This is a genomic window from Escherichia sp. GZ89, assembly GCF_019366485.1.
Lineage (GTDB): Bacteria > Pseudomonadota > Gammaproteobacteria > Enterobacterales > Enterobacteriaceae > Escherichia > Escherichia fergusonii.
In genome coordinates this window covers 9,842-26,915 of record NZ_JAEOHX010000022.1, presented here as the reverse complement: position 1 = coordinate 26,915, position 17,074 = coordinate 9,842, and the positions used below count along the sequence as shown (strand labels likewise).

Below are 17,074 nucleotides of genomic sequence, written 5' to 3'. Positions count from 1 at the left end.
GCTGCAACCCTACTAGCTCAAAATTTATTCACACATGGTTACGCTTTGGGGAAATTATGAGGGGATCTCTCAGTGTTATGCCGCGTTCGCCAGGCTTGCTGTACCATGTGCGCTGATTCTTGCGCTCAATACGTTGCAGGTTGCTTTCAATCTGTTCGTGGTATTCAGCCAGCACTGTAAGGTCTATCGGATTCAGTGCGCTTTCTACTCGTGATTTCGGTTTGCGATTCAGCGAGAGAATAGGGCGGTTAACTGGTTTTGCGCTTACCCCAACCAACAGGGGATTTGCTGCTTTCCATTGAACCTGTTTCTCTGCGCGACGTTCGCGGCGGCGTGTTTGTGCATCCATCTGGATTCTCCTGTCAGTTAGCTTTGAGTAACGCGCCGTGATGCTTATCCCCACGGTTGCTGTCTTGCAGTTGCATTTCGCGCTACTCAAAGCTTTCTGCTTTGAATGCTGCCCTTCTTCAGGGCTAAATTTTTAAGAGCCTCACCTTCAATGGTGGTTAGTGCGTCCTGCTGACGAGCTAAGTATCACCGCTAGTGGTATTTGTGTCAACACCGCTAGAGATATTTTATCACCGCAAATGGTTATCTGTATGTTTTTTATATGGATTTATTTTTTCGAGTGAGTGTATTGCCTCGGCGATGTAAGGAGAGATCAGAATTGCGTTGTTTAGTGAGTTGTATCTATTTATTTTCCAATAAATACAATTGGTTATGTGTTTTTAGGTGGGGCGATCGTGAGGCAAAGAAAACCCGGCGCTGAGGCCGGGCTTTTAGGGCGGGTTGATGCTCTTAACACCCTTTAATGGGAGTTGAGATACGAGATATCATTGCTGATTCAATTATCCCACTTCTGACTTTATAGTCACCAAAAAGAGAAATTGAATCAGAAAGTTTCATGCTTTCATAAAGAAGGTCTGTTTCGTCTTTATCTATAAAATCAGTAACAACATAAGCAGGGAAGGTATAATCAGTGCCAACCTTTTTGCAAGTTACTGTCAGCTTTCCATCTGATTTTTTAATGCCTTCAATTTCAACTTCTTCTGTAAGTTCTTTGTTGGAAAGTTTCTCACGTGGGTTTCTTATCATTTCGGCAATATCACGCTTATCTAATTCGATCTTTGCCATACCATTAAACTCTACTCTGTCAGCATCTGAGACGCCTTTCAACACCCCAACCACAGCATTTGAAGTATGGGATTGAATTCCCTCTGAAATCTCCCTCGCAGCTGCTGTGGCAGTATGAGCAGAAAGAACTTCAACCATGCCATCTTTAAGCAGTCTCATTTGCTCAGTTTGGCTGTTGGTGTCTTTGAGGCCTTCATCAATCTCAAGTTGCTTCATTTTTTCTATATGGCGATCTTTTTGTCTCGACTTTATCAGCCAAGCCCCAGTAAGGATCAGCGATATGAGAACGAGACATATAGCTTTCTCTGTTCCAGTCATACCTTGTGTTGACCTCTCAAATGCAACACCAAATGAATCAATTACATCCTTTATAGCAACAAGTAGGTCAGTACAGCCAGGCTCAACTTTAAAAATTATCTCAAGCTCTTTTCTATCACTGTCTTTCAAATGCTTGAGATTATCCGTTCCTCGCCTTACAAGCATAAACGCTTTATAAAGTTCGGTCTGAAACTCGCACATACCTTGAGCTAAAGAGGACGGTATCGTCCCATTATACCGGTCTGGATCACCATAAATCTTGAAACTTACGTGGTTAACAAAATCAATTTTAATGTCATTGATAGATATTTGCTGACCTTTCTGAACTCTTTCTAAAAACTCTGAAACGTCGCTTAATGATGAGATATCAATTTGATTGTCCATATCTTTTCTCAATGTTATTGTGTTAACCAAACGTCTCTTCAGGCCACTGACTAGCGATAACTTTCCCCACAACGGAGCAACTCTCATTGCATGGGATCATTGGATATTGCGGGTTTAGTGGTTGTAGGAACACCTGACCGCTATCCCTGATCAGTTTCTTGAAGGTAAACTCGTCACCACCAAGTCTGGCTATGCAGAAATCACCAGGCTCAACAGTCTGCTCAGGGTCAACAAGAATTAACATCCCGTCAGGAAAGCTTGGCTTGTAGCCTGTTGGTGCGGTCATGGAATTACCTTCAACCTCAAGCCAGAATGCAGAGCCACTGGCTTTTTTAGTTGTGCTTACCCATTTCTCCGCATCACTTTTGGTAAAGGTTCTAAGCTCAGGCGAGAACATCCCGGCCTGAACATGAGAAAAAACAGGGTACTCATACTCACTTCTAAGTGACGGCTGCATACTAACCGCTTCATACATCTCGTAGATTTCTCTGGCGATTGAAGGGCTAAATTCTTCAACGCTAACGTTGAGAATTTTTGCAAGCAATGCGGCGTTATAAGCATTTAATGCATTGATACCATTAAATAAAGCACCAACGCCTGACTGCCCCATCCCCATCTTGTCTGCGACAGATTCCTGAGATAAGCCAAGTTCATTTTTCTTTTTTTCATAAATAGCTTTAAGGCGACGTGCGTCCTCAAGCTGCTCTTGTGTTAACGGTTTCTTTTTTGCGCTCATACATTAAATCTATCACCGCAAGGGATAAATATCTAACACCGTGCGTGTTGACTGTTTTACCTCTAGCGGTGATAATAATTGCATGTACTAAGGAGGTTCTATGGAACAACGCATAACCCTGAAAGATTATGCAATGCGCTTTGGGCAAACCAAGACGGCTAAAGATCTCGGCGTATATCAAAGCGCGATTAACAAGGCCATTCATGCAGGCCGAAAGATTTTTTTAACTATAAACGCAGATGGAAGCGTTTATGCGGAAGAGGTAAAGCCCTTCCCGAGTAACAAAAAAACAACAGCATAAATAACACCGCTCTTACACATCACAGCCCTGAAAAAGGGCATCCAATTAAACCACACCTATGGTGTATGCATTTATTTGCATACATTCAATCAATTGTTATCTAAGGAAATACTTACATATGGTTCGTGCAAACAAACGCAACGAGGCACTACGAATCGAGAGTGCGTTGCTTAACAAAATCGCAATGCTTGGAACTGAGAAGACAGCGGAAGCTGTGGGAGTTGATAAGTCGCAGATCAGCAGGTGGAAGAGAGACTGGATTCCCAAGTTCTCAATGCTGCTTGCTGTTCTTGAATGGGGGGTCGTTGACGACGACATGGCTCGATTGGCGCGACAAGTTGCTGCGATTCTCACCAATAAAAAACGCCCGGCGGCAACCGAGCGTTCTGAACAAATCCAGATGGAGTTCTGAGGTCATTACTGGATCTATCAACAGGAGTCATTATGACAAATACAGCAAAAATACTCAACTTCGGCAGAGGTAACTTTGCCGGACAGGAGCGTAATGTGGCAGATCTCGATGATGGTTACGCCAGACTATCAAATATGCTGCTTGAGGCTTATTCGGGCGCAGATCTGACCAAGCGACAGTTTAAAGTGCTGCTTGCCATTCTGCGTAAAACCTATGGGTGGAATAAACCAATGGACAGAATCACCGATTCTCAACTTAGCGAGATTACAAAGTTACCTGTCAAACGGTGCAATGAAGCCAAGTTAGAACTCGTCAGAATGAATATTATCAAGCAGCAAGGCGGCATGTTTGGACCAAATAAAAACATCTCAGAATGGTGTATCCCTCAAAACGAGGGACAATCCCCTAAAACGAGGGATAAAACATCCCTCAAATTGGGGGATTGCTATCCCTCAAAACAGGGGGACACAAAAGACACTATTACAAAAGAAAAAAGAAAAGATTATTCGTCAGAGAATTCTGGCGAATCCTCTGACCAGCCAGAAAACGATCTTTCTGTGGTTAAACCGGATGCTGCAATTCAGAGCGGCAGCAAGTGGGGGACAGCAGAAGACCTGACCGCCGCAGAGTGGATGTTTGACATGGTGAAGACTATCGCACCATCAGCCAGAAAACCGAATTTTGCTGGGTGGGCTAACGATATCCGCCTGATGCGTGAACGTGACGGACGTAACCACCGCGACATGTGCGTGCTGTTCCGCTGGGCATGCCAGGACAACTTCTGGTCCGGTAACGTGCTGAGCCCGGCCAAACTCCGCGATAAGTGGACCCAACTCGAAATCAACCGTAACAAGCAACAGGCAGTCGTGACAGCCAGCAAACCAAAACTCGACCTGACAAACACAGACTGGATTTACGGGGTGGATCTATGAAAAACATCGCCGCACAGATGGTTAACTTTGACCGTGAGCAGATGCGTCGGATCGCCAACAACATGCCGGAACAGTACGACGAAAAGCCGCAGGTACAGCAGGTAGCGCAGATCATCAACGGTGTGTTCAGCCAGTTACTGGCAACTTTCCCGGCGAGCCTGGCTAACCGTGACCAGAACGAAATGAACGAAATCCGTCGCCAGTGGGTTCTGGCTTTTCGGGAAAACGGGATCACCACGATGGAACAGGTTAACGCAGGAATGCGCGTAGCCCGTCGGCAGAATCGACCATTTCTGCCATCACCCGGGCAGTTTGTTGCATGGTGCCGGGAAGAAGCATCCGTTACCGCCGGACTGCCAAACGTCAGCGAGCTGGTTGATATGGTTTACGAGTATTGCCGGAAGCGAGGCCTGTATCCGGATGCGGAGTCTTATTCGTGGAAATCAAACGCGCACTACTGGCTGGTTACCAACCTGTATCAGAACATGCGGGCCAATGCGCTTACTGATGCGGAATTACGCCGTAAGGCCGCAGATGAGCTTGTCCATATGACTGCGAGAATTAACCGTGGTGAGGCGATCCCTGAACCAGTAAAACAACTTCCTGTCATGGGCGGTAGACCTCTAAATCGTGCGCAGGCTCTGGCGAAGATCGCAGAAATCAAAGCTAAGTTCGGACTGAAAGGAGCAAGTGTATGACGGGCAAAGAGGCAATTATTCATTACCTGGGGACGCATAATAGCTTCTGTACGCCGGACGTTGCCGCGCTAACAGGCGCAACAGTAACCAGCATAAATCAGGCCGCGGCTAAAATGGCACGGGCAGGTCTTCTGGTTATCGAAGGTAAGGTCTGGCGAACGGTGTATTACCGGTTTGCTACCAGGGAAGAACGGGAAGGAAAGATGAGCACGAACCTGGTTTTTAAGGAGTGTCGCCAGAGTGCCGCGATGAAACGGGTATTGGCGGTATATGGAGTTAAAAGATGACCATCTACATTACTGAGCTAATAACAGGCCTGCTGGTAATCGCAGGCCTTTTTATTTGGGGGAGAGGGAAGTCATGAAAAAACTAACCTTTGAAATTCGATCTCCAGCACATCAGCAAAACGCTATTCACGCAGTACAGCAAATCCTTCCAGACCCAACCAAACCAATCGTAGTAACCATTCAGGAACGCAACCGCAGCTTAGACCAAAACAGGAAGCTATGGGCCTGCTTAGGTGACGTCTCTCGTCAGGTTGAATGGCATGGTCGCTGGCTGGATGCAGAAAGCTGGAAGTGTGTGTTTACCGCAGCATTAAAGCAGCAGGATGTTGTTCCTAACCTTGCCGGGAATGGCTTTGTGGTAATAGGCCAGTCAACAAGCAGGATGCGTGTAGGCGAATTTGCGGAGCTATTAGAGCTTATACAGGCATTCGGTACAGAGCGTGGCGTTAAGTGGTCAGACGAAGCGCGACTGGCTCTGGAGTGGAAAGCGAGATGGGGAGACAGGGCTGCATGATAAATGTCGTTAGTTTCTCCGGTGGCAGGACGTCAGCATATTTGCTCTGGCTAATGGAGCAAAAGCGACGGGCAGGTAAAGACGTGCATTACGTTTTCATGGATACAGGTTGTGAACATCCAATGACATATCGGTTTGTCAGGGAAGTTGTGAAGTTCTGGGATATACCGCTCACCGTATTGCAGGTTGATATCAACCCGGAGCTTGGACAGCCAAATGGTTATACGGTATGGGAACCAAAGGATATTCAGACGCGAATGCCTGTTCTGAAGCCATTTATCGATATGGTAAAGAAATATGGCACTCCATACGTCGGCGGCGCGTTCTGCACTGACAGATTAAAACTCGTTCCCTTCACCAAATACTGTGATGACCATTTCGGGCGAGGGAATTACACCACGTGGATTGGCATCAGAGCTGATGAACCGAAGCGGCTAAAGCCAAAGCCTGGAATCAGATATCTTGCTGAACTGTCAGACTTTGAGAAGGAAGATATCCTCGCATGGTGGAAGCAACAACCATTCGATTTGCAAATACCGGAACATCTCGGTAACTGCATATTCTGCATTAAAAAATCAACGCAAAAAATCGGACTTGCCTGCAAAGATGAGGAGGGATTGCAGCGTGTTTTTAATGAGGTCATCACGGGATCCCATGTGCGTGACGGACATCGGGAAACGCCAAAGGAGATTATGTACCGAGGAAGAATGTCGCTGGACGGTATCGCGAAAATGTATTCAGAAAATGATTATCAAGCCCTGTATCAGGACATGGTACGAGCTAAAAGATTCGATACCGGCTCTTGTTCTGAGTCATGCGAAATATTTGGAGGGCAGCTTGATTTCGACTTCGGGAGGGAGGCTGCATGATGCGATGTTATCGGTGCGGTGAATGCAAAGAAGATAACCGCTTCCGACCAAATCAACCTTACTGGAATCGATGGTGTCTCCGATGTGAAAGAACACCAACAGGGGTGTTACCACTACCGCAGGAAAAGGAGGACGTGTGGCGAGACAGCGACGAAGTATCACCGACATAATCTGCGAAAACTGCAAATACCTTCCAACGAAGCGCTCCAGAAATAAACGCAAGCCAATCCCAAAAGAATCTGACGTAAAAACCTTCAACTACACGGCTCACCTGTGGGATATCCGGTGGCTTAGAGAACGTGCGAGGAAAACAAGGTGATTGACCAAAATCGAAGTTACGAACAAGGAAGTGTCGAGCGGGCTTTAACGTGCGCTAACTGCGGTCAGAAGCTGCATATGCTGGAAGTTCACGTGTGTGAGCACTGCTGCGCAGAACTGATGAGCGATCCGAATAGCTCAATGTACGAGGAAGAAGACGATGAATGAGTTAATAAATGGCAATGCCATCAAAATGACAAGCATTGAAATAGCTGAGTTGGTGGGTAAGCGTCATGACAATGTGAAACGTACCATCGAAACGCTGGCTAAAAATGGTGTTATCCGGCTTCCTCAAATTGAGGTTTCCGAAAGAATCAATAACTTAGGGTTCAATGTTCAGTACGAGCATTACGTCTTCGAGGGCGAACAAGGTAAGCGAGACAGTATTGTCGTTGTTGCCCAGTTGTCGCCAGAGTTCACCGCTCGTCTTGTTGACCGTTGGCGAGAGCTTGAAGAAACTGCGGTTAATATCCCCAAAACGTTACCGGAAGCGTTGCGCCTTGCTGCTGATCTTGCTGAGCAGAAAATGCAACTGGAAAACCAGCTCGCAATTGCCGCACCTAAAGTTGAGTTTGCCGATCGCGTTGGCGAGGCCAGCGGAATTTTGATTGGAAACTTTGCAAAGGTTGTTGGTATTGGTCCAAACAAACTGTTTGCGTGGATGCGCGATCACAAAATCCTTATTGCTTCAGGTTCCCGGCGCAATGTGCCAATGCAGGAATATATGGATCGCGGCTATTTCACAGTGAAAGAAACAGCGGTCAACACAAATCACGGAATACAGATATCGTTCACCACAAAAATCACCGGGCGTGGTCAACAGTGGCTGACCAGAAAGCTGCTCGATAACGGAATGCTGAAAGTAACAGGGGAGGCTGCTTAATGGCTAACCTACGCAAAGAATCTCGCGCGTGTCACGATGAAATCGACCGACGCACCCATAACCTCGACAACAAAGACGCCAGACTTTACCACCTCGAAGGCGTGATCAGGACGCAGGCGATACTGCTGAAGGAGGGGAAGATTAAGTCATGAACGAATATCAGTTTGTGCTTCCATACCCGCCGTCGGTGAATACCTACTGGCGAAGACGGGGAAGCCAATACTACATCAGCGATAAAGGACAGAAATACCGAAAAGACGTTCAGCAAATCATCCACCAACTCAAGTTAGATATTTTCACCAAATCACGACTCCGCATCAAAGTCATCGCAGACGTTCCAGACTCCCGCCGTCGCGACCTCGATAATATCCTGAAAGGTTTACTCGACTCCCTTATCCACGCCGGATTTGCGGAAGACGACGAGCAATTCGATGACATTCGCGTAATTCGTGGTGTGAAAGTACCAGGCGGACGGCTTGGAATAAAAATCACCGAACTGGAGAACGTATGAACGCCACAATTCAAACGATACCAGAACTGCTTATACAGGCACGAGGCAATCAGACCGAAGTGGCGAGGATGCTTTCCTGCGCAAGAGGAACAGTGCTCAAGTACAACCGAGACAGAAAAGGCGAGCGTCACGTAATAGTTAACGGCGTCCTGATGGTCAAACAGGGCAAGAGGGGAAGACGATGAGCATAAGAGAACTAAACCTCACCAAAGAGCAGCACGAGTGGCTGAATGGCTGGCTTGAACTGTGGGGCGCATGGGTTTATTCAGGTCGTCTGGAAAAGCGCATGAGCAGCGTAATAGCGAAGTTCATGGAGAGCGTAGAGCCGGGAAGAATTATGACAAGGCCAATGTGTAATGATGATGATGGAATGTTGATTTCTCAGGTCGTCGATTCCGTCATGTACATTGACAAGAAAGCCTTTGGCATCCTCCTCAGCTACTACGCTCATGGTTCATCTAAGCGAGCAATTGCATCCTACTATCACGCGACTGCAAAGCCACGCAAGATGTGTGGACGTGGTGGCGAGGGATGGAGAAAACCTTCACTGGCAACCTGTAGAAACGAAATTGACGACATCCTGAAAGCGTCGTTATTTGTTTTGTACCAGCCAATGCAAAATGCTTTCAAAATGCGTAAACGTGTTGAGAAAGTTAAATACATTGCTGTTAAAAGTCTTGACATGCAATTATCCATTTAGCCATAATTAGAAGGTAAGCTGCCGTTAGTGACTCTTAAGTTGCAACGGTGGCTTTTTTTATTTGGGTCAGTCGTATAAAGGTCATTACGGAAGGCTGTTAACCTTCTTATCGTGGTTCGAGTCCACGCTGCCCCTCCAAATATGCTGGTTTAGCTCCAATGGTAGAGCAGTCGCCTTGTAAGAGAATGGGTAGCGGTTCAAGTCCGTTAACCAGCACCATAACTGAGCCGTAGCCACTGGCTATTCTGAATTCATCAGTGATAGTTATGCTGCGGCCTTCTTTTTTCCCCTTCCCAATATAAGAACTACGCAATCCGTTACTGGCGGAGGCGTTGCTATGAAATCAATGGACAAAATCTCAACTGGCATTGCCTACGGAACATCCGCTGGTAGTGCGGGATACTGGTTTTTACAGTGGTTGGATCAGGTCAGTCCATCACAGTGGGCTGCGATTGGGGTGCTTGGAAGCCTTGTGTTGGGTTTTCTCACCTATCTGACAAATCTGTACTTCAAAATCAGAGAAGACAGAAGAAAGGCTGCGAGAGGTGAATAATGCCTCCATCATTACGAAAAGCCGTTGCTGCGGCTATTGGTGGCGGGGCTATTGCTATAGCATCTGTGTTAATCACTGGCCCAAGTGGTAACGATGGTCTGGAAGGCGTCAGCTACATACCATATAAAGATATCGTTGGTGTATGGACTGTATGTTACGGGCACACCGGAAAAGACATTATGCTCGGTAAAACGTATACCGAAGCAGAATGCAAAGCCCTCCTGAATAAAGACCTTGCCACTGTCGCCAGACAAATTAACCCGTACATCAAAGTCGATATACCGGAAACAACGCGTGGCGCTCTTTACTCGTTCGTCTACAACGTGGGGGCTGGCAATTTCAGAACATCGACGCTTCTTCGCAAAATAAACCAGGGTGATATCAAAGGCGCATGTGACCAGCTACGTCGCTGGACATACGCTGGCGGTAAGCAATGGAAAGGGCTGATGACCCGTCGTGATATTGAGCGTGAAGTCTGTTTGTGGGGGCAGCAATGAGCAGGGTAACCGCGATTATCTCCGCTCTGGTTATTTGCATCATCCTCTGCCTGTCATGGGCCGTTAATCATTACCGTGATAATGCAATCGCCTACAAAGAACAGCGCGATAAAGCCACATCCATCATCGCTGACATGCAGAAGCGTCAACGTGATGTAGCAGAACTTGACGCCAGATACACAAAGGAGCTTGCTGATGCTAACGCGACTATCGAAAGTCTCCGTGCTGATGTTTCTGCTGGGCGTAAGTGGCTGCGCGTCAAAGCTGTCTGTCCAGACATGCATAAAATCACCGCCGCCTCCGGCGTGGATGATGGCACCAGCCCCAGACTTACTGACACCGCTCAACGGGATTATTTCACCCTTAGAAAGCGGATTGAAACCAGTGATAAAATGATCCGAGGCTTGCAGCAATACATTCGCACGCAGTGTGTAAGATGAGCAATCTTTGCTAATTAGCCATGAAATAGATAAATATCAGGCCAAAGATGATTAGTGCCAGGCATCCTAATTGGTCAGAATGGCTGGCATTTGATCGTCTTGCTCTTCTTGCTGTTGACTGGACAGCCCTCTGTCCTCGACTTCCTCTTGGCATTCCTCTCATTTATTCTCTCTCAACATTGATATTGAACTGACAGATGATAATTATTTCATGAAAGTGGTATCTCGTTGATTTGATTACGCTACATAGTCGCCGGATTTTCGCATTTATCGGCATCGGGCGGTGCAAAATTGACATAATCGAAACGTAGAGTTTTTGGCTGACAACAGCATTAGCGGTCACCCGGAGAGTGTTTTGAACATGTTAATTACAGGACGCTTTAGATGCATCGACATTTGATGATGCTCGTCAGACCTGTCATTTTCTTTGCTTCATTTTCAACATTGAGGAAGTTGGTTGAGCATATTTTTTGATAATCTCCAGTTGTGAATCCTGTTTTATCGATCTTGCGTTTCAGGGGATTAATCGTTTTGCAAGATGCTCTATGGATTCTGGTAAAGCGTTCGTCAGATTTATTACCTTTACCTCTGGTTCGCTTCAATGCATTGACAACATATCCGTCTGGATTATCGCCAAGCCAATTACGATAGTCTGATTCACTCTCAGTCTGAAGGTCACTTCTGAATACCTTTATGGACATTAAGATACTCCTGTGCATTTATGGTACGAAGAAATAGCAAAAGGATTTTTACCGTAAATTGCGAATCTACAAAAGCAAAACAATGCGTAATATCAGAGTGAATATTCTGCCTTTAATGTGGGTCCTTCTGATGACCTGAGCTCTCACGGGGCGGAAGGCGCGCGGGTTTTCGCTATTTATGAAAATTTTCCGGTTTAAGGCGTTTCCGTTCTTCTTCGCCGTAACTTAATGTTTTTATTTAAAATACCCCCTGAAAAGAAAGGAAACGACAGGTGCTGAAAACGGGCTTTTTGGCCTCTGTCGTTTCCTTTCTCTGTTTTTGTCCGTGGAATGAACAATGGAAGTCAACAAAAAGCAGCTGGCTGACATTTTCGGTGCGAGTATCCGTACCATTCAGAACTGGCAGGAGCAGGGAATGCCCGTTCTGCGAGGCGGTGGAAAGGGTAATGAGGTGCTTTATGACTCTGCCGCCGTCATAAAATGGTATGCCGAAAGGGATGCTGAAATTGAGAACGAAAAGCTGCGCCGGGAGGTTGAAGAATTACGGCTGGCCAGCGAGGCAGATCTTCACCCCGGAACACTTGAATTTGAGCGCCATCGCCTGACTCGTGCTCAGGCGACGGCGCAAGAACTGAAAAATGCCAAAGAATCGGCTGAAGTGGTGGAAACCGCATTCTGTACTTTCGTGCTGTCGCGTATAGCAAGGGAAATATCCAGTATTCTCGACGGTATTCCTCTGTCGGTGCAGCGACGTTTTCCTGAGCTGGATAACCGGCATATTGATTTCCTGAAGCGGGATATCATCAAAGCCATGAACAAAGCAGCCGCGCTGGATGAACTAATACCGGGGTTGCTGAGTGAATATATCGAACAGTCAGGTTGACAGGCTGCGGCATTTTGTCCGCGCCGGGCTTCGTGCCCTGTTCAGGCCGGAGCCACAGACCGCCGTTGAATGGGCGGATGCCAATTACTATCTCCCGAAAGAATCCGCATACCAGGAAGGGCGCTGGGAAACACTGCCCTTTCAGCGGGCCATCATGAATGCGATGGGCAGCGACTACATCCGCGAGGTGAATGTGGTGAAGTCTGCCCGTGTTGGTTATTCCAAAATGCTGCTGGGTGTTTATGCCTACTTCATAGAGCATAAGCAGCGTAACACCCTTATCTGGTTGCCGACGGATGGTGATGCCGAGAACTTTATGAAAACCCATGTTGAGCCGACCATCCGTGATATTCCGTCGCTGCTGGCGCTGGCCCCGTGGTATGGCAAAAAGCACCGGGATAACACGCTCACCATGAAGCGTTTTTCCAATGGTCGTGGTTTCTGGTGCCTGGGCGGTAAAGCGGCAAAAAACTACCGTGAAAAGTCGGTGGATGTGGCGGGTTATGATGAACTTGCTGCCTTTGATGATGATATTGAACAGGAAGGCTCACCGACGTTCCTGGGCGATAAGCGTATTGAAGGCTCAGTCTGGCCAAAGTCCATACGTGGCTCCACGCCAAAAGTGAGAGGCACCTGTCAGATTGAGCGTGCTGCCAGTGAATCCCCGCATTTTATGCGTTTTCATGTTGCCTGCCCGCACTGCGGGGAGGAGCAGTACCTTAAATTTGGCGATAAAGAGACGCCGTTTGGCCTCAAATGGACGCCGGATGATCCCTCCAGCGTGTTTTATCTCTGCGAGCATAATGCCTGCGTCATCCGTCAGCAGGAGCTGGACTTTACTGATGCCCGTTATATCTGCGAAAAGACCGGGATCTGGACCCGTGATGGCATTCTCTGGTTTTCGTCATCCGGTGAAGAGATTGAGCCGCCGGATAGTGTGACCTTTCACATCTGGACAGCGTACAGCCCGTTCACCACCTGGGTGCAGATTGTCAAAGACTGGATGAAAACGAAAGGGGATACGGGAAAACGTAAAACCTTCGTGAACACAACGCTCGGTGAGACGTGGGAAGCGAAAATTGGCGAACGTCCGGATGCAGAGCTGATGGCCGAGCGGAAAGAGCATTATTCAGCACCTGTTCCTGACCGTGTGGCTTACCTGACCGCTGGTATCGACTCCCAGCTGGACCGCTACGAAATGCGCGTATGGGGATGGGGGCCGGGTGAGGAAAGCTGGCTGATTGACCGGCAGATCATTATGGGCCGCCACGACGACGAACAGACGCTGCTGCGTGTGGATGAGGCCATCAATAAAACCTATACCCGCCGGAATGGTGCAGAAATGTCGGTATCCCGTATCTGCTGGGATATTGGCGGGATTGACCCGACCATTGTGTATGAACGCTCGAAAAAGCATGGGCTGTTCCGGGTGATCCCCATTAAAGGGGCATCCGTTTACGGCAAGCCGGTGGCCAGCATGCCACGTAAGCGAAACAAAAACGGGGTTTACCTTACCGAAATCGGTACGGATACCGCGAAAGAGCAGATTTATAACCGCTTCACACTGACGCCGGAAGGGGATGAACCGCTTCCCGGTGCCGTTCACTTCCCGAATAACCCGGATATTTTTGATCTGACCGAAGCGCAGCAGCTGACGGCTGAAGAGCAGGTCGAAAAATGGGTGGATGGCAGGAAAAAAATACTGTGGGACAGCAAAAAGCGACGCAATGAGGCGCTCGACTGCTTCGTTTATGCGCTGGCGGCGCTGCGCATCAGTATTTCCCGCTGGCAGCTGGATCTCAGTGCGCTGCTGGCGAGCCTGCAGGAAGAGGATGGTGCAGCAACCAACAAGAAAACACTGGCAGATTACGCCCGTGCCTTATCCGGAGAGGATGAATGACGCGACAGGAAGAACTTGCCGCTGCCCGTGCGGCACTGCATGACCTGATGACAGGAAAACGGGTGGCAACGGTACAGAAAGACGGACGGAGAGTGGAGTTTACGGCCACTTCCGTGTCTGACCTGAAAAAATACATTGCGGAGCTGGAAGTGCAGACCGGCATGACACAGCGACGCAGGGGACCTGCAGGATTTTATGTATGAAAACGTCCACCATTCCCACCCTTCTGGGGCCGGACGGCATGACATCGCTGCGTGAATATGCCGGTTATCACGGCGGTGGCAGCGGATTTGGTGGGCAGTTGCGGGCGTGGAACCCACCGAGTGAAAGTGTGGATGCAGCCCTGCTGCCCAACTTTACCCGTGGCAATGCCCGCGCAGACGATCTGGTACGCAATAACGGCTATGCCGCCAACGCCATCCAGCTGCATCAGGATCATATCGTCGGGTCTTTTTTCCGGCTCAGTCATCGCCCAAGCTGGCGCTATCTGGGCATCGGGGAGGAAGAAGCCCGTGCCTTTTCCCGCGAGGTTGAAGCGGCATGGAAAGAGTTTGCCGAGGATGACTGCTGCTGCATTGACGTTGAGCGAAAACGCACGTTTACCATGATGATTCGGGAAGGTGTGGCCATGCACGCCTTTAACGGTGAACTGTTCGTTCAGGCCACCTGGGATACCAGTCCGTCGCGGCTTTTCCGGACACAGTTCCGGATGGTCAGCCCGAAGCGCATCAGCAACCCGAACAATACCGGCGACAGCCGGAACTGCCGTGCCGGTGTGCAGATTAATGACAGCGGTGCGGCGCTGGGATATTACGTCAGCGAGGACGGCTATCCTGGCTGGATGCCGCAGAAATGGACATGGATACCCCGTGAGCTACCCGGCGGGCGCGCCTCGTTCATTCACGTTTTTGAACCCGTGGAGGACGGGCAGACCCGCGGTGCAAATGTGTTTTACAGCGTGATGGAGCAGATGAAGATGCTCGACACGCTGCAGAACACGCAGCTGCAGAGCGCCATTGTGAAGGCGATGTATGCCGCCACCATTGAAAGTGAGCTGGATACGCAGTCAGCGATGGATTTTATTCTGGGCGCGAACAGTCAGGATCAGCGGGACAGGCTGACCGGCTGGATTGGTGAAATTGCCGCGTATTACGCCGCAGCACCGGTCCGGCTGGGAGGCGCAAAAGTGCCTCACCTGATGCCGGGGGACTCACTGAACCTGCAGACGGCTCAGGACACGGATAACGGCTACTCCGTGTTTGAGCAGTCACTGCTGCGGTATATCGCTGCCGGGCTGGGTGTCTCGTATGAGCAGCTTTCCCGGAATTATGCCCAGATGAGCTACTCCACGGCACGGGCCAGCGCGAACGAGTCGTGGGCGCACTTTATGGGGCGGCGAAAATTCGTCGCATCCCGTCAGGCGAGCCAGATGTTTCTGTGCTGGCTGGAAGAGGCCATCGTTCGCCGCGTGGTGACGTTACCTTCAAAAGCGCGCTTCAGCTTTCAGGAAGCCCGCAGCGCCTGGGGGAACTGTGACTGGATAGGCTCCGGTCGTATGGCCATCGATGGTCTGAAAGAAGTTCAGGAAGCGGTGATGCTGATAGAAGCCGGACTGAGTACCTACGAGAAAGAGTGCGCAAAACGCGGTGACGACTATCAGGAAATTTTTGCCCAGCAGGTCCGTGAAACGATGGAGCGCCGTGCAGCCGGTCTTAAACCGCCCGCCTGGGCGGCTGCGGCATTTGAATCCGGACTGCGACAATCAACAGAGGAGGAGAAGAGTGACAGCAGAGCTGCGTAATCTCCCGCATATTGCCAGCATGGCCTTTAATGAGCCGCTGATGCTTGAACCCGCCTATGCGCGGGTTTTCTTTTGTGCGCTTGCAGGCCAGATTGGGATAAGCCGCCTGACGGATGCGGTGTCAGGTGACAGCCTGACTGCCGGAGAGTCACCCGCGACGCTGGCGTTATCCGGTGATGATGACGGGCCACGACAGGCCCGCAGTTATCAGGTCATGAATGGCATCGCCGTGCTGCCGGTGTCCGGCACGCTGGTCAGCCGGACGCGGGCGCTGCAGCCGTATTCGGGGATGACCGGTTACAACGGCATTATCGCCCGTCTGCAACAGGCTGCCAGCGATCCGATGGTGGACGGCATTCTGCTCGATATGGACACGCCAGGCGGGATGGTGGCGGGGGTATTTGATTGCGCTGACATCATCGCCCGTGTGCGTGACATAAAACCGGTATGGGCGCTGGCCAACGACATGAACTGTAGTGCAGGTCAGCTGCTTGCCAGTGCCGCCTCCCGGCGTCTGGTCACACAGACCGCCCGGACAGGCTCCATCGGCGTCATGATGGCTCACAGTAATTACGGTGCTGCGCTGGAGAAACAGGGCGTGGAAATCACGCTGATTTACAGCGGCAGCCATAAGGTGGATGGCAACCCCTACAGCCATCTTCCGGATGACGTCCGGGAAACACTGCAATCCCGGATGGATGCAACCCGCCAGATGTTTGCGCAGAAGGTATCGGCATATACCGGCCTGTCCGTGCAGGCTGTTCTGGATACCGAGGCTGCAGTGTACAGCGGTCAGGAGGCCATTGATGCCGGACTGGCTGATGAACTTGTTAACAGCACCGATGCGATCACCGTTATGCGTGAGGCACTGGATGCACGTAAATCCCGTCTCTCAGGAGGGCGAATGACCAAAGAGACTCAATCAACAACTGTTTCAGCCACTGCTTCGCAGGCTGATGTTACTGATGTGGTGTCAGCGACGGAGGGCGAAAACGCCAGCGCGGTGCAGCCGGACGTGAACGCGCAGATCACCGCAGCGGTTGCGGAAGAAAACAGCCGCATTATGGGGATCCTCAACTGTGAGGAGGCTCACGGACGCGAAGAACAGGCCCGCGTGCTGGCAGAAACCCCCGGTATGACCGTGGAAACGGCACGCCGCATTCTGGCCGCAGCACCACAGAGTGCACAGGCGCGCAGTGACACTGCGCTGGATCGTCTGATGCAGGGGGCACCGGCACCGCTGGCTGCAGGTAACCCGGCATCTGATGCCGTTAACGATTTGCTGAACACACCAGTGTAAGG

Annotated in this window: 25 protein-coding genes, 2 tRNA genes and 2 pseudogenes; 25 read left to right on the top strand and 4 right to left on the bottom strand. The window is 49.7% G+C overall.

What is annotated here, in order from left to right; genetic code table 11:
* Positions 1-28: 28 nt before the first annotated feature.
* The 3 genes and pseudogenes from K0335_RS21425 to K0335_RS21415 all read right to left on the bottom strand — a co-directional run.
* Positions 29-373: pseudogene (locus tag K0335_RS21425) on the bottom strand (antitermination protein N); the annotation flags it as partial.
* Between the two features lie 425 nt (positions 374-798).
* Positions 799-1,836: a hypothetical protein gene (locus K0335_RS21420; RefSeq protein WP_219394112.1), complete on the bottom strand. Its 1,038-nt coding sequence runs from the start codon at positions 1,834-1,836 to the stop codon at positions 799-801.
* Between the two features lie 22 nt (positions 1,837-1,858).
* Positions 1,859-2,572: a LexA family transcriptional regulator gene (locus K0335_RS21415; RefSeq protein WP_001274762.1), complete on the bottom strand. Its 714-nt coding sequence runs from the start codon at positions 2,570-2,572 to the stop codon at positions 1,859-1,861.
* Between the two features lie 100 nt (positions 2,573-2,672).
* Between K0335_RS21415 and K0335_RS21410 the strand changes: the two genes are divergently transcribed.
* From K0335_RS21410 to K0335_RS21315, 20 genes and pseudogenes are all read left to right on the top strand, one after another.
* Positions 2,673-2,873 (top strand): Cro/CI family transcriptional regulator, encoded by a 201-nt coding sequence (locus K0335_RS21410; protein WP_000437875.1) that lies wholly within the window; start codon positions 2,673-2,675, stop codon positions 2,871-2,873.
* A gap of 118 nt (positions 2,874-2,991) precedes the next feature.
* On the top strand, positions 2,992-3,285 hold the full coding sequence (locus K0335_RS21405) for a lambda phage CII family protein (protein ID WP_000251069.1): 294 nt from the start codon (positions 2,992-2,994) through the stop codon (positions 3,283-3,285).
* Positions 3,286-3,317: 32 nt separating this feature from the next.
* The gene (locus K0335_RS21400) at positions 3,318-4,217 is read left to right on the top strand and encodes a replication protein (protein WP_001580590.1); all 900 of its coding nucleotides are present in this window, start codon (positions 3,318-3,320) and stop codon (positions 4,215-4,217) included.
* Positions 4,214-4,915: a replication protein P gene (locus K0335_RS21395; protein WP_219394109.1), complete on the top strand. Its 702-nt coding sequence runs from the start codon at positions 4,214-4,216 to the stop codon at positions 4,913-4,915. Before K0335_RS21400 ends, K0335_RS21395 begins: the two co-directional genes overlap by 4 nt.
* Positions 4,912-5,202: a protein ren gene (locus K0335_RS21390; protein WP_219394107.1), complete on the top strand. Its 291-nt coding sequence runs from the start codon at positions 4,912-4,914 to the stop codon at positions 5,200-5,202. Before K0335_RS21395 ends, K0335_RS21390 begins: the two co-directional genes overlap by 4 nt.
* A gap of 73 nt (positions 5,203-5,275) precedes the next feature.
* Positions 5,276-5,716, top strand: a complete 441-nt coding sequence (locus tag K0335_RS21385; protein WP_000736903.1) for a recombination protein NinB — start codon at positions 5,276-5,278, stop codon at positions 5,714-5,716.
* The gene (locus K0335_RS21380) at positions 5,713-6,585 is read left to right on the top strand and encodes a phosphoadenosine phosphosulfate reductase family protein (protein ID WP_000611491.1); all 873 of its coding nucleotides are present in this window, start codon (positions 5,713-5,715) and stop codon (positions 6,583-6,585) included. The genes K0335_RS21385 and K0335_RS21380 overlap by 4 nt, the downstream gene beginning before the upstream one ends.
* Positions 6,582-6,755 (top strand): protein NinD, encoded by a 174-nt coding sequence (gene ninD / locus K0335_RS21375; RefSeq protein ID WP_000984218.1) that lies wholly within the window; start codon positions 6,582-6,584, stop codon positions 6,753-6,755. The genes K0335_RS21380 and ninD overlap by 4 nt, the downstream gene beginning before the upstream one ends.
* Positions 6,722-6,904, top strand: a complete 183-nt coding sequence (locus K0335_RS21370) for a NinE family protein (RefSeq protein ID WP_000113771.1) — start codon at positions 6,722-6,724, stop codon at positions 6,902-6,904. Before ninD ends, K0335_RS21370 begins: the two co-directional genes overlap by 34 nt.
* A complete protein-coding gene (locus K0335_RS21365) occupies positions 6,901-7,071 on the top strand; it encodes a protein NinF (protein WP_000567006.1) in 171 nt (56 codons plus the stop codon). Before K0335_RS21370 ends, K0335_RS21365 begins: the two co-directional genes overlap by 4 nt.
* Positions 7,064-7,786: a phage antirepressor KilAC domain-containing protein gene (locus K0335_RS21360; RefSeq protein ID WP_001003989.1), complete on the top strand. Its 723-nt coding sequence runs from the start codon at positions 7,064-7,066 to the stop codon at positions 7,784-7,786. The genes K0335_RS21365 and K0335_RS21360 overlap by 8 nt, the downstream gene beginning before the upstream one ends.
* Positions 7,787-7,812: 26 nt before the next feature.
* Positions 7,813-7,938, top strand: a pseudogene (locus K0335_RS21355) (nuclease domain-containing protein); the annotation flags it as partial.
* The gene (locus tag K0335_RS21350) at positions 7,935-8,297 is read left to right on the top strand and encodes a RusA family crossover junction endodeoxyribonuclease (RefSeq protein ID WP_001008194.1); all 363 of its coding nucleotides are present in this window, start codon (positions 7,935-7,937) and stop codon (positions 8,295-8,297) included. The pseudogene K0335_RS21355 and the gene K0335_RS21350, both read left to right, overlap by 4 nt.
* Positions 8,294-8,482 (top strand): protein ninH, encoded by a 189-nt coding sequence (locus K0335_RS21345; RefSeq protein ID WP_089567041.1) that lies wholly within the window; start codon positions 8,294-8,296, stop codon positions 8,480-8,482. The genes K0335_RS21350 and K0335_RS21345 overlap by 4 nt, the downstream gene beginning before the upstream one ends.
* A complete protein-coding gene (locus K0335_RS21340; protein WP_219394105.1) occupies positions 8,479-8,997 on the top strand; it encodes an antiterminator Q family protein in 519 nt (172 codons plus the stop codon). Before K0335_RS21345 ends, K0335_RS21340 begins: the two co-directional genes overlap by 4 nt.
* Positions 8,998-9,060: 63 nt before the next feature.
* Positions 9,061-9,135, top strand: a tRNA-Asn gene (locus K0335_RS21335).
* A gap of 5 nt (positions 9,136-9,140) precedes the next feature.
* A tRNA-Thr gene (locus K0335_RS21330) sits at positions 9,141-9,216 on the top strand.
* A gap of 118 nt (positions 9,217-9,334) precedes the next feature.
* Positions 9,335-9,550, top strand: a complete 216-nt coding sequence (locus tag K0335_RS21325) for a class II holin family protein (protein ID WP_000839574.1) — start codon at positions 9,335-9,337, stop codon at positions 9,548-9,550.
* Positions 9,550-10,047 (top strand): lysozyme RrrD, encoded by a 498-nt coding sequence (gene rrrD, locus K0335_RS21320; RefSeq protein ID WP_060504025.1) that lies wholly within the window; start codon positions 9,550-9,552, stop codon positions 10,045-10,047. The genes K0335_RS21325 and rrrD overlap by 1 nt, the downstream gene beginning before the upstream one ends.
* Complete coding sequence (locus K0335_RS21315) at positions 10,044-10,487, top strand: lysis protein (protein WP_104918146.1); 444 nt, start codon at positions 10,044-10,046, stop codon at positions 10,485-10,487. Before rrrD ends, K0335_RS21315 begins: the two co-directional genes overlap by 4 nt.
* A gap of 380 nt (positions 10,488-10,867) precedes the next feature.
* Here the strand turns inward: K0335_RS21315 and K0335_RS21310 are convergent, their stop codons facing one another.
* Positions 10,868-11,188 (bottom strand): hypothetical protein, encoded by a 321-nt coding sequence (locus K0335_RS21310; RefSeq protein ID WP_000025003.1) that lies wholly within the window; start codon positions 11,186-11,188, stop codon positions 10,868-10,870.
* A 337-nt stretch (positions 11,189-11,525) separates the two neighbouring features.
* On the opposite strand from K0335_RS21310, the gene K0335_RS21305 reads away from it, so the two are divergent.
* Genes K0335_RS21305 through K0335_RS21285 form a run of 5 tightly spaced genes read left to right on the top strand, consistent with a single transcriptional unit; the run spans position 11,526 to position 17,072 of the window.
* Positions 11,526-12,071, top strand: a complete 546-nt coding sequence (locus K0335_RS21305; RefSeq protein ID WP_000453567.1) for a terminase small subunit — start codon at positions 11,526-11,528, stop codon at positions 12,069-12,071.
* Positions 12,046-13,971, top strand: coding sequence for a phage terminase large subunit family protein (locus tag K0335_RS21300; RefSeq protein WP_096002651.1), 1,926 nt, complete (start codon positions 12,046-12,048; stop codon positions 13,969-13,971). Before K0335_RS21305 ends, K0335_RS21300 begins: the two co-directional genes overlap by 26 nt.
* A complete protein-coding gene (locus tag K0335_RS21295) occupies positions 13,968-14,174 on the top strand; it encodes a phage head-tail joining protein (RefSeq protein ID WP_000198149.1) in 207 nt (68 codons plus the stop codon). Before K0335_RS21300 ends, K0335_RS21295 begins: the two co-directional genes overlap by 4 nt.
* Positions 14,171-15,772 carry a phage portal protein gene (locus K0335_RS21290; protein WP_002431458.1) on the top strand — a complete coding sequence of 534 codons (1,602 nt, stop codon included), beginning with the start codon at positions 14,171-14,173 and terminating at the stop codon, positions 15,770-15,772. The genes K0335_RS21295 and K0335_RS21290 overlap by 4 nt, the downstream gene beginning before the upstream one ends.
* The gene (locus K0335_RS21285; RefSeq protein ID WP_000123210.1) at positions 15,753-17,072 is read left to right on the top strand and encodes a S49 family peptidase; all 1,320 of its coding nucleotides are present in this window, start codon (positions 15,753-15,755) and stop codon (positions 17,070-17,072) included. The genes K0335_RS21290 and K0335_RS21285 overlap by 20 nt, the downstream gene beginning before the upstream one ends.
* Positions 17,073-17,074 lie beyond the last annotated feature (2 nt).